The sequence below is a fragment of the Flavobacterium sp. Leaf82 genome, assembly GCF_001422725.1.
GTDB lineage: Bacteria > Bacteroidota > Bacteroidia > Flavobacteriales > Flavobacteriaceae > Flavobacterium.
The window spans coordinates 212,937-226,273 of the sequence record NZ_LMMA01000001.1; the positions used below are offsets into that span (position 1 = coordinate 212,937).

Below are 13,337 nucleotides of genomic sequence, written 5' to 3' on the forward strand. Positions count from 1 at the left end.
ATGGCGTATGAAAATCTCATACGCCATTTGTTTTTATAACTAGATTAAAATTATTTAACGATCAGTTTTTTATTCACATTAATGTCTTTAGTATTGATATTTACAATATAAATACCAGAAGGCAAATGATGATTAATTTGTCCTGAAGTTGAAAGTTTTTGAGTTAAAACAGTTTTTCCGTTCATGTCAGAAACTGTAATTAAAGCTAAATCTCCAGATTCTAATTCAGGTAATGAAACATTAAATTGATTGTCTGTAGAAGGATTTGGATAAATGGTAACTACTTTTTCTGTTGCAATGATTTCTTCAGTTTGAAGAGACGATTTAGCAGTTAAACCTGAAACTGTAGTAGTTTCTAATTGCCATTGTGCACTAAACCAACCATCTTGAGAATTACCATATTGTGCAAATCCTGTTTGATTTTCAACATGAATAATATTTCCGGTTTGCCATCTGTTTCTTAATCTAACCCAAGTTCCGTCGATATAATCGCTCGACCATTGTGCGCTCCAGAAAGTAGTATCGGTTATATTAGCCTGAACACTTCCGGTTTGACTTTCGATATTGATCAATTCGCCAGTTGCTACATTTTTAAGCACAAAATAAGTTGCATCAATAGCGATTTTTTGCCATTTGTAATTGTTGTTAGAAATCGTTGCACCATAACCTACATTGGCTCCGGCATCAGATAAATAAGCACCAGTCCATCTGTTTTTGATCGTGTAATATGTTCCTGTTGCAGTCGAAACTGTTACAGCACAAGTACTTGTTTTGCTTCCGTCAACGGTTGTAACAGTAATTGTTGCTGATCCATTTGCTACAGCCGTTACCAATCCAGATGAATTTACAGTTGCCACAGCGGTATTACTTGAACTGTAGTTTACAGATTTGTTTGTTGCATTTGCCGGAAGAATTGTTGGAGTCAATTGTTGTGTTCCACCAACAGATAATGATGCTGAGGTTGGGCTCAAACTCACACTTGTTACTGCTACATTTGTTGCATTTACTGTTACTGCACAAGTTGCCGTTTTTGCTCCATCCTGAGTTGTAACGGTTATTGTTGCAGAACCTGCAGCTACAGCCGTTATTAATCCGGAACTATTTACAGTTGCTACAGCAGTATTATTTGAACTATAAGTTACTGTTTTGTTCGTTGCTGTTGCAGGAGCAACTGTAGGTGTTAATTGTTGTGTTGCACCTACTAATAAAGAGGAAGTTGTTGGAGACAATGTAACTCCTGTAACCGCTACCACTGTTCCTGGGTTCGAGTCGTACCAAGTTGTGTTCATGTACCAACCTGTTTTGTTTCTGCTTAAATCAGCAGATTGACTTGTTCCGTCATTAAAAATTAAATTAGTCGACGTTACATTTGTAAACGTATAACTATACCAACCATTTCCGGCGTTCGTCATGTTTACACCTGGCCATGATGCATCTGCCAAAACTCCTGTTGGTAAAGCACTCCAATAATAAATCTTGATTCCAGTTCCCCAATTTGATGGTTTATAGAAATAAACGGTGAAATTAGTATTTGGGTTTACAGTAATTGCTGCAATTGCGGTTTTGCTTCCGTCTTGTGTTGTTACGGTAATATTTGTTGTTCCTGCTGAAAGTGCAGTTACCAATCCAGATGAATTTACAGTCGCAACTCCTGTATTGCTAGAACTCCACGTTACTGTTTTGTTTGTTGCATTTGCGGGAGAAATTGTAGCAGAAAGCTGTTGTGTGTTTCCTGCATATAAACTCGCAGTTGTTGGCGAAACACTTACTGAAGCAACCGGAATTGCCGCAACTGTTATTGCCGAAGTTGCTGTTTTGTTTCCGTCAACTGTTTTAACTGTAATCGTTGTTGTACCTGCTGAAACCGCTGTAACTAATCCAGATGCGTTTACCGTTGCTACGGCTGTATTGCTTGAAGTCCAGGTTAAGTTCTGGTTTGTTGCATTTGCCGGAGCAATAGTTGGATTTAATTGTTGTGTAGATCCTAAACCAACAGTTACCGTCGCCGGACTCACCGAAACTCCTGTAACAGCTACAACCGGTGCATTTGTATTAGTTAAAACCAAATATTCGTAAGCCGCGAATGTTCTCGTTGCGCCAGTAGTTAAAGTTACCGAGGCATTGTTGTTATAAGGATTCACATAAGTTCCTGCCAAAGCTGCCGGAATAACATAGGATTTAGAAGCATTTCTTAAATTCGACATTACGATTACTTTTTCAGTACCCAATGTTTTGGTAAAAATGCTAATATCATCATTGGCATACATCGTTAAATCTCCACGGCGTATTGCTGCGCTTGTGGTTCTGAAATTTAAGATTTTTGCAAAATCAGCTGCTGCAGTTGGATTTTGAGACCAGTTGAATTTGAATCCTGTCCAAGGCCAATCGGTTTTGGGTTCGTAATCAATTTCCTGTCCGCTCATTAAAAAAGGAACCCCTTTCATATAAGCCGATACTAAGAAATTTGCAACGATCCCATTATGGTTGTTGAAGATTACAAAAGGTCTTTGTACGCCATTATCATTAGTATAGGTATCATGATTTCCGGTGTAACGAACAGCTTGATTTGAACCTGTAGCATTTGCATATTCATAATCATTTATAGTTTGAAAACGTGTTGAAACCGGACCTCCGGCAGCTACATCTTTTAAGGCATTCCAAAACCATCTGTCACCAAAATTCATATCAAAACCAGCCGTAAAGTTGGCTTGTCTGTCTCCTTCGGCTAACATTAATAATTTATGAGAAGAAATTCCGCGTATGTTTCCAATAACTTCAGACCAGAAATCAAGCGGAGGATTATTAGCATAATCGCAACGATATCCGTCTACGTTTGCAGCCAGAATCCAATAGCGCATAGCATCTTTTATCGCATTTCTTGTCGCTGAACTATTAAGATCAAGCGCCGCAATATCAGAGAAGTTTCCTAATTGCTGAATCGTAGTTCCGCTTCGCATATAATATTCCGGATGCGAAACTGTCCAGGCATTATCCCAAGACGTTCCATTGATGGCAATGTCAAGAATAACTGCCATTCCGCGGCTATGAGCGCCATCGACCAAAGTTCTTAAGTCTGAAAGCGAACCATATTCTGATCCAACGGCTTTAAAATCTTTAATACAATAAGGCGAAGCTGAACTTTTAGAATCAGTACCGTGTGGGTAAATGGGCATTAAATAAATAACGTTGGTACCAAGTGCTTTTATATTATCTAAACGGGCGGTTACTCCGGCTAAATTTCCGTTGGCACTAAACGGACGAATATGTACCTGATACATGTTTACATCCCGGGTATCCGGAACACCAGCGAATGGCGTGCCGTACTGAGGCGGATCTTGTGCATAAACGGAACTTGCAAATAATAACAGAAAACAGACTAATGTTTTCATGAAATGAAATAATCCTGAGGTAATATTGATTTTCATAATTTTTGTTTTTTGCATGCTTGTCAGCATCTTTAACTAAAATTCATTTTCACTCGCATTGTTTTTAAATTCGACAAACATTTTGTGGTTAATAGTTTTGTAGTAAAATTTTTAATTTTTGCTCAAAAATGAGCATAAGTTTCTGCCACGAATTTCACGAATTGGCACAAATTTTAATCTGCAGCCTCAATTCGTGGAATTCGTGAAAATTCGTGGCAAAAAAACTTAGTAATCTATAACTTTTTCAATCCCTTTAATTCTGTAGCATTTCCTTCTTTGATGCTGATGGCAACACCGCCACCTGGAGCTAAATACTGTTTTAAAATTGTTTTTGAGGTTACAACAACTTTGGTCACCGTATATTTTTGTGGATTTTCATTCCAATTCGCTTCTTTGGCATCAGCATAAATAGTGGCTATGAATTTTTTTCCGGCTGGTAAATAATCAAAAGTAATGTTGGCAGTTCTTGCATTCTCGTCTGTGATTCCGCCAATAAACCAATTGTCTTTTCCTTTTGCTTTACGGGCAATTGTGATGTAATCTCCCGGTTCAGCTTCAAGAATATAACTGTTATCCCAATCTACTGCAACATCTTTGATGAACTGAAATGCATCTGGAAAACGCTCGTAGTTTCCAGGAATATCAGCTGCCATTTGCAACGGACTGTACATTGTAACGTAGTATGCCAATTGTTTTACTAAAGTTGTATTAACGCGCTGAGAGCTTCCGGTTCCGTAGTACGAAAGATCAGTCTGGAAAATCCCCGGAGTATAATCCATTGGACCTCCCATTAAACGGGTAAATGGCAAAATCGTAGTATGATCCGGCGCTAATCCTCCCATAGATTCAAACTCAGTTCCTCTGGCAGATTCTTGTGCAACCCAGTTTGGGAAAGTTCGGTGCAAACCTGTTGGTCGAACTGCTTCGTGACTGTCAATCATTATTTTATAATCGGCGGCACGTTTGGCTACATTAATGTAATGATTCACCATCCATTGTCCGTCATGGTGTTCGCCACGCGGAATAATTTTACCAACATAACCTGTTTTTACAGCATCATAACCGTTGTCATTCATAAACTGAAACGCACGATCTAAACGACGCTCGTAATTGGTTGCAGATCCTGAAGTTTCGTGGTGCATAATAATTTTGACTCCTTTTGAAGCCGCATATGCATGAACTGCTTTTACATCAAAATCCGGATAAGCGGTTACGTAATCAAAAACTTCTTCTTTCCAGTTTCCAATCCAGTCTTCCCAGCCAATATTCCATCCTTCGATCAGGATTGCATCGAAACCATTTTTAGAAGCAAAATCAATATATTCTTTTGCACGTTCTGTTGTGGCTCCGTGTTTTCCGTTTGGCGTAAGTTTGGTAAAATCATCAGTTAATTTTACATTATTTTCTTTTCCGAAAGCCCAGGTACTTTTTCCGGCTACGAAATATTCCCACCAAATTCCGATATATTTTACCGGTTTAATCCATGAAACATCTTTATAACTTGTTGGTTCGTTGAGGTTCAAAATTAATTTTGAAGCCAAAATCTCTGTTGCTTTATCGCTTACAACAATAGTTCTCCAAGGCGATTGTGCATCAGTTTGAATATATCCTTTTGCTCCAACAGCATCTGGTGCTAAATGACTGCGCATTTTGTAATTTACAGCATCAACTTCAAGATACATTGCCGGATAATTGATTAATCCCGCTTCGTGAATGTTGATGTATAAACCATCATCAGATTTCATCATCGATGGCGTTTGCACAGACAATTCTTTGATAGGCCATTGCGAATTGATTTCAATCGTAGCTTTTTTCATTAACGAAGGAACGTCAGAAATTTTCGAAGTTGTATACGCATATTCATTGGTATCATAATCTCCCGGAATCCAGAAAATTTTATGATTTCCAGCCAGATTAAATTCAGAACGTTCTTCCTTAATAACAAAATAACTCAAATCATTTTGTTTCGGAAATTCATATCTAAAACCTAACCCGTCGTTGAATAAACGGAAACGAATTCTAATATATCTGTTGTTGTTTTTTGCTTGCGCTAAAGTGACAACCAATTCATTGTAATTGTTGCGAATTGTTTTTTCTTCGCCTAAAACCGGATTCCAATTTTCATCAACAGAAGATTGTGCTGTATTTGTAACGGTAAAACCATCCAAAAACGAAGGCAAATTTTGAAGTTCTAAACCCAAAGAACTTGGTTTTATAACTGATTTTTGTTTATATGACAATTGGTAAGACGGAATTCCGCCTTCTTTTAATTCAAATTTTAAAGAAAGATTTTTGTTTGGCGAAGTTATTTCCTGTGCCTGAATCCATAATGAATTGGCACAAATAAAAAGTAATAGTGCGATTTTTTTGCTTAAACGAATTTGAAGCGGCATTTTTTGGGATTGAAAATTCATGTTATTTAGTTTTTTGCAAATCTAATTTAATTTTAAAGTTGCGTGGGAATTAATTCTTCAATACTAAATATTGAAATGGAAGTAATGTAATTTCGTTGCCAACAGTTACAGAATTTCCTGAAAAAGCATCTTTCCATGTTGTTTTTAAAGCTGGCGAAACAAGATATTTTACAGAACTATTAGTTAAATTAGAAAGTACAAGAACTTTTTCAGTATCTTTTACCATAGTAAATGCACTTACTGCATCGCTGCTATATCCGGTATAAATTCCTGTTTTTATAGCTGTACTTGAGTTTCTAAAAGCGATAATTTTTTTGTATTCAGCTAACATTGATGCATCTGCAGTAGACCAGTTAATTGGCGTTCTGGCAAAATAATTTAATCTTTTGTCATAGCCAACTTCTTGTCCGTTGTAAATCATTGGAACAGATTTTAAATACGCAGCAACAACAAAAGTAGCGATAGATCCTTGTTTACCTCCAAAAAGTTCGAGCGGAGTTCCTTCTGAAAGGTTTACATCGTGATTGCTGGTGTATCTTACTACTCTGTTTTCTTCATTATAATTGTTGGCATATTCTGTAGCATTAGAATCCTGAATTGTAGTTGCAGGTTTAGCTTCTTTGAATACTTTTTCTAATGTGCTGAAGAAATTGAATCCAAAAGTATAATCAAAACCAGCAGCAAAGTGGTTTACTTTAGAACCTTCGGCTAACATTAATATTTTCTGATTTTTTTTGATGCTTCTTAATTTAGTAATAGCATCACACCAGAAAGTTTGCGGTACAAAATCAGCATAATCACATCTAAAACCGTCAATGTTTGCGTTGTAAACCCAATACGACATGGCATCGATCATAGCATCTTTCATCTCGGTATTATTAAAATCTAATTGTGCTACATCATTGTAATTTGTTCCCGGAGGAATAATGATATTGCCTTTATCATCTTGCTGATACCAATTTTTATGTTGTGTAATCCAGGCATTGTCCCAAGCGGTGTGATTGGCAACCCAGTCCAGAACTACTGCCATATTTTTTTTGTGTGCTTCTTCAACCAAAGTCTGAAGATCTTGCAAGGTTCCAAAATCAGGATTTACAGCTTTGTAATCTTGTACGGCGTAAGGTGAACCTAATTCTCCCGAAGCTTTTAGTTTACCAACAGGATAAATAGGCATTAGATAAATAACATTTGCACCCAATTCCTGAATTTGAGTCAGTCTTTCCTGAACGCCTTTTAAGTTTCCTGCCGAACTAAAAGCACGAATATTGACCTGATAAATTACGGCATCTTCTTTTTTAGGCATTTTTTCGAATGATGCTCCGTATTGTTGATAGGGAGAAGCCGGAGTTGAATCGCTATCTGATGAACTGCACGAAATAAATGCTAATGCAAGTATTAAAGTATAGACGATTTTTATATTTGATTTCATGTTTTTTTGAATTTGGTTTTAATAAACCCAGAATTAATTTAGCTGAAAGATATCCTGCCTTTCGCTCAAAAAAGGCAGGTATCACTCAAACTAATCTAGCTTTATTACAATGTTAGATTATTTTTTAACGATCGTGCAAGTTGCCGTTGCAGGATAACCTGCTGCTGCGGGATCTACGTCGTTTATGGTAAAAGTAATTTCATAAGTTCCTGCTTCAGGAATGTCATAAGCGCCTCCATTATCTTTATTAATGGTATTTGTTGTAGGATCTGCAGGACCGTAGTTTACATCCCACTTATCATTTAATCTAAATTTTAAAGCTCCGGCCAATAAGTTAGCAGTAACTTTCCAGGTTTTAGTTTCATGATCGTATGACATTGGGATAGAGTGGTTCCATCCGTAATCTTTGTCTTCCGGTGTTGGTGCATGAGTTGATGATCCTACAATTCCCCAGGCATAAGGAGTAGAACTCCATTTTAAGGTATTCAAATTTACCTTGATTTGATAAGAACCTACACCAGGTAAATTGAAATTGGCATCACTCATATTTTTTAAATCAGCATTTGTATCCCCTGCACCATAAAATTGATCCCAGTTTCTGGCGGTATTAAATTTAAAGATCGTTCCGTAACCCGGTAAAAGGGTAACATATCCTTGATAAATACCTTTTGAAATCGCAGTCAATGCTAAAGCTTTGTCTACATTCCATTCTCCCTGATAAGAGCCCGGCATATAGATTTCGCCAAAAACGACACTTTTTTCATAAGGTGTAACAGTTAAAGTGATTGGATCCGAATAAATTTTTCGATCCATAGCCGCTTCTACACGAACCACTAATTTACCTGCAACATCTGGAGAAAGACCTAAGTCTGTGGCGATTTTGTTTAAATCGATACCTATGAATGCTTTGCTTAAAACATCCTGACCAACTTCTATTCGTTTGGCTTTTTGCCATGCATTTGCGCCGCTTGTATCATTGATTAAATCAAATTGTATGGCATAAGTAACTGGTGCTTCGATAGGAAATGCTACTTCTGGCCAGGAAATAAGTAAAGCATTATCCTCTGCACTTTCTTCTGTAAGGACTAATGTACTTGCAGAAGCCTGAATTGCAGCAGGAAAACTTACTGTTTTTAGTGTCGTTAACTGACCTTCACTTTCGCAGGAAGCGCTTAAAAAAAGCACACTTCCTAATAGTAATAATTTATTTATATAGTTTTTCATGATCGTTTTGTTTTTAGTAACCCGGGTTTTGTTTAAGTCCACGATTAGCATCTAAAGCTGATGTTGGAATAGGGAACAATTTTCGGTAAGCAGGAGACGCCGGTCTGAATTCGTTTGCCAATAAAAATTTGTCAAAACGAATCATATCCTGTCTTCTGTGACCTTCCCAGTTTAATTCGAATCCTCTTTCGTTATAAACATCATCAAGAGTTGGGTTTGCATCGAGTGCATTTAATCCTGCACGCACTCTGATTTGATCTATAAATGGTTTTGCAGCGCCTGGATTTCCTAAACGAACATTACATTCTGCTATCATTAAAATTACATCGGCATATCTAAAAATAGGAAAGTCATTTGATGCTCCTCCGCCGCTTTTTGCTCCTGCCGGATAAAATTTAATATTACGAACTCCCGCCTGAGGATCAGCTCCCGGATTGTCTAATGAAGCAACATCAAGTGTGTAATTATATCCGCCTGCTTGTTCGCCTACTAAAAATTGTTGTCTTCGAATATCTGTTAAGGCATATTTCAGGAAGAAATCTTTAGGAACGATAGTTCCGTTCCAGCCAGCCATTCCAAATAAAGCTGTACCATGCGGACCATATACACTACGAACAGCATAAATATTGCGCGATACAACATCAAGGGTTGCATAAATAGGTAAAATGGTTTCGTCTTCAGGAAGTACGTCTCCAAATAATTCATAATATTTATTGCCTAACGGACTTGAGGCATTTGCTGCTCCGGAATGTAGTGTAAAACCGCCTTCGCTAACTTTGTTACAAGCTGCTAAACATTCGCTCCATTTTGTTTCTCCGGTATAAACCTGAGCATTTAAATACACTTTTGCCAATAGCGTATAACCTGCCCATTTATTGAATCTTCCGTAATAATTTCCTCCTTTTGTACCAGAAAGCTGTTCTACGTTTTCGGTTAATTCTTTTACAATAAAAGTGTAAATTTCTTTACGGCTTGATTGCGGAATTTTATCTACTGTAATATTATTATCAGTAAAAAACGGAACATCTCCATAATCATCAATCAATAAATAATAAAAGAAAGCACGTAATACTTTGGCTTCGGCAATTTTTGAAGCTTCGGCATTTGATTTTTCTAATAAATCAACCGCTAAATTTGCATTAAAAACAGATTTGTATAACCAGTTCCAGGTATTATTAATGATAAAATCTGTTGGTAACCATTCGTGTTTGTGCAAACGTGCAAAATCCTGTTGCCAGTCTCCGGTATTTCTATGCGGAATCACTTGTTCGTCTGACGACATACAGTTCATGTCATACCAGCCATTATCTGCTCCTGCATAACCAACGCCTGGAATATTTTTACGCTGAAAATCACCCGGAATTTCTGCATAAACGCTTGCAAGAGCAATATCTGCTCCTTCAGGAGTTCCGTAAAAATCATCAGCCGGATATTTATCGTACACATTTTCGCTGATATCTGAGCAGCTAAAAAGTGTTAGGAAACAAACGCTTCCTGCTAGTAGTATATTTTTAATTTTCATTTCTTTTACTATTTAAATTTTACAGTCAGACCAAATGCAACACTTCTGGTACGAGGATAAATTCCTTTATCACCTCCAAAATTATCATTAGGGTCGCCACTTCCGCTTATGTTCAATTCCGGGTCAAGACCTGTATAATCTGTAATTAATAATAAGTTGTTTCCTGTAAGTGAAAGTCGGATAGAGTCTACATATTTATCCGTAAAACGGAAAGTATATCCTGCAGTAACATTTTCTAAACGAACAAATGAACCATCTTCTAGCCATAAGTCAGAACCGTAAGGAGAAGTATAAATTCCTTCGTCAAGAGCACTTTCTAATACATTCGATTTACCTACATTTTCTAATCTGCTTAAATTAGAACGTAATCCATTGTAGATTTTATTTCCGCCTGAACCTCTGACTAATACAGATGTATCAAAGTTTTTGTATCGGTAAGATGGATTAAAAGCAAAAGTATACGTTGGCAAAGCAGAACCTGCATAGTAACGATCCGGACTTTTAACGCCCTGATCTATAATACCATTTCCGTCACGATCTTTTACTGTTTCGACATTGTTGTCATTTTTACCCGTATGTTCTAAGATATAAAATGCGCCAACTGGTTTTCCTTGTACCAAATAAGAATTTGCCGCTCCCCAGCCTACATAATCTGTATTTAAAGGAATACCGTTAATGCTTCCGCTTAAATTAAGTACTTCATTTTTCATGAAAGAAACATTTCCGGCTAATGTCAGTGTACTGTTTTCGGTTTTAATAACATCATATGCAAGAGCAATCTCCAAACCTTTGTTTGAAATACTTCCTACGTTTGCTTTTATTTGGTTATAAGGATATGGAGGTTGAGGTACCGTATAATCGAATAATAAATTATCTGTTGTAGAATCATAAACGTCTACACTACCTCTTAATCTATTGTTTAAAAGAGCAAAATCAAGCCCAATATTAGTTTGTTTTTTTGTTTCCCATTTCAAATCAGCATTTGCATTTTGAGTAATGTTGAAATTGGTAATAGGCATTCCTCCAAAATAAGTAGTTCCTGCGCTCCCCACTAATGATAACGAAGTTTGTGGATAAAGGCCTTGTTGGTTACCTGTTTCACCGTATCCAACACGTAGTTTTAACTCATTAAACAAAGTCTGTGTCGCCATAAACGATTCTTTGTTAATTTGCCATGCAACAGAAGCTGATGGGAAATTTCCCCATTTATTGTTTGCACCAAATACAGATGAACCATCACGTCTGATACTTGCCGTTACTAAATAACGATCTAATAAAGAGTAATTTAAGCGACCTAAATACGATACTAAAGTCCTGTCATTTTTATATGAAGAAATATCGCCAGACTGAACTTTAGAAAAATCACCAAACTGAAGTGCGTTATACGTAGTTTTATCATTTATAAAGCCTCTTGCCTGCGCATAATTGCCCTGATAAGCCTGACTTTGCCATTCGTATAAAGCCAATGCATTAAAGCTATGAATACCAAAAGTCTTTTTATAAATAAGACTTATATTGGTTAGTTTTTCGTTTTGTCTTTCGTTTTTAATATTTGCATATCCTTTTTGATCAATTGCCAGAGCATCTGTTGATTCTGCGGGCATAAAATATCCAATAGTTTTATTGGTTTTTCTCCAGCTTCCAAACCAGCCGGCAGAGAAACCTTTACCCAAATCCAATTCGGCTTTTAAACTTCCGAATAAATTATCATTTTGAGTTTCATTTGTAGCGGTTTGAGCCACTGCATAAGGATTTAAATATTGAAATACCGTTGGATCCGTATAATATTTTCCGTCAGTATTAAAAACAGGATCCGTTGGTCTCGCCAATAACGAATTTGTAATAAGGTTTGATTTATAAGAAACCGTTCCTACTTCGCCAATACTGCTTGTTACATTATTTACCCCAGTATTTAGATTAAAAGTTAATTTTAATTGGTCATTAAGAGCCAATTGTGTTGCCTGAATACGACCAATATATTTTTGATTGCTTGAGTTAATTACAACTCCATCTTGCAAAATTGCAGTTAGGGAAGCTCTGTAATTAAATTTATCTGTTCCGCCGCCAAAAGAAAGAGTGTGTGTTTGTGTGATTCCGGTTTGAGTCAAAAGGTCGTACCAGTCTGTATTTGAACCGTGATTTGCAGAAGCCGGAACACCAACACTTTGTGCAGTTTTCCACCATTGATTAGCATCTAACATGTCTAATTTTTTTGGAATAAAATCAATAGACGTAGAACCTATATATTCCATAGTTGTTTTGCCTGCCTTATTTTTTTTAGTGGTTACAATGATAACTCCGGGAGCACCTCTTGAACCGTAAACTGCAGTTGCCGAAGCATCTTTAAGTACATCAATGCTTTCAATTTCACTAGGCGGAACCTGATTCAATAAATCCATATTTCCCTGAATACCGTCAACGACAACAAGCGGATCGTTTCCTCCAATTAAAGAAGAAATACCACGAATACGAACACTTGGTCCTGAACCCGGTTCGCTCCCAATTTGAGTAATGTTTACACCGGCAGCTTTACCAGAAATTAATTGTAACGGATTTACAATTGCTCCCTGATTCATATCTTTTGCAGCGATTGAAGAAACCGCACCTGTAACATCTTTTCTGGCTGTAGAACCGTAACCCACAACTACAATTTCTTGTAAATCTGTAGCGTCAGGAATAAGCTGAATGTTGATAACGCTCTGGCTGGCAACAACTTTTTTCTCTTTATAACCCACAAAACTTACAATGATTATTGCAGAACTGCTTTCGACAGTAAGCTTATATTTACCGTCAAAATCCGTTACCATTCCGTTTTTAGTTCCTTCCTCAAGAACCGAAGCTCCGGGCAAAGGCAAACCATTTTCATCAGTAATGATTCCACTTACGGTTTGTTTTTGATATTGAATATTTTGTGTTTTTAGTTCCGGTTTTTTAAGGATGATTTGAGTGTCCCTAACTTTAAATTCAGTTAAAGTTCCTTTAAAAAGTTTGTCTAAAACAATATTAATAGGCTGATCTTTTACAGAAATAGAAATCGTTCGGTCTAAGTCGATGTCATTCAATTTGTAAATAAACCTGAAATCTGTTTTTTGTTCTATGGTCTCAATAACCTTTTCGATGGTTGAATTGTTTAATTCAAGAGTTACTTTTGTTTTTTGGGCATAAGTATTTCCTCTAATATTAAACATGGCGACCAAAATAAGTAGTGTAGTTAGTTTCAATTTTAGGTCATTTTGGAACAATGAGTATAGGAACCCATTATTCTTAGATTTTTTTTTCATAATTTTGTTAATTGATTGTAGTTAATTCGTTATATTCAATCA

The 13,337-nt window shown here is 36.7% G+C and carries 6 protein-coding genes; all 6 read right to left on the reverse strand.

Annotation, left to right across the window (positions count from 1 at the left end):
* Positions 1 to 50 precede the first annotated feature (50 nt).
* The 6 genes from ASF10_RS24465 to ASF10_RS00940 all read right to left on the reverse strand — a co-directional run bounded on the left by ASF10_RS24465 (position 51) and on the right by ASF10_RS00940 (position 13,235).
* The gene (locus ASF10_RS24465) at positions 51 to 3,425 is read right to left on the reverse strand and encodes an Ig-like domain-containing protein (RefSeq protein ID WP_241774882.1); all 3,375 of its coding nucleotides are present in this window, start codon (positions 3,423 to 3,425) and stop codon (positions 51 to 53) included.
* A 233-nt stretch (positions 3,426 to 3,658) separates the two neighbouring features.
* Positions 3,659 to 5,839, reverse strand: coding sequence for a glycoside hydrolase family 97 protein (locus ASF10_RS00920; RefSeq protein WP_082472363.1), 2,181 nt, complete (start codon positions 5,837 to 5,839; stop codon positions 3,659 to 3,661).
* Positions 5,840 to 5,888: 49 nt separating this feature from the next.
* Positions 5,889 to 7,268, reverse strand: coding sequence for an alpha-amylase family glycosyl hydrolase (locus ASF10_RS00925; RefSeq protein ID WP_056244120.1), 1,380 nt, complete (start codon positions 7,266 to 7,268; stop codon positions 5,889 to 5,891).
* A 117-nt stretch (positions 7,269 to 7,385) separates the two neighbouring features.
* The gene (locus ASF10_RS00930; protein WP_056244124.1) at positions 7,386 to 8,492 is read right to left on the reverse strand and encodes a SusE domain-containing protein; all 1,107 of its coding nucleotides are present in this window, start codon (positions 8,490 to 8,492) and stop codon (positions 7,386 to 7,388) included.
* 13 nt (positions 8,493 to 8,505) lie between these two features.
* On the reverse strand, positions 8,506 to 10,014 hold the full coding sequence (locus ASF10_RS00935; RefSeq protein WP_056244127.1) for a RagB/SusD family nutrient uptake outer membrane protein: 1,509 nt from the start codon (positions 10,012 to 10,014) through the stop codon (positions 8,506 to 8,508).
* An 8-nt stretch (positions 10,015 to 10,022) separates the two neighbouring features.
* The gene (locus ASF10_RS00940; protein ID WP_241774883.1) at positions 10,023 to 13,235 is read right to left on the reverse strand and encodes a TonB-dependent receptor; all 3,213 of its coding nucleotides are present in this window, start codon (positions 13,233 to 13,235) and stop codon (positions 10,023 to 10,025) included.
* Positions 13,236 to 13,337 lie beyond the last annotated feature (102 nt).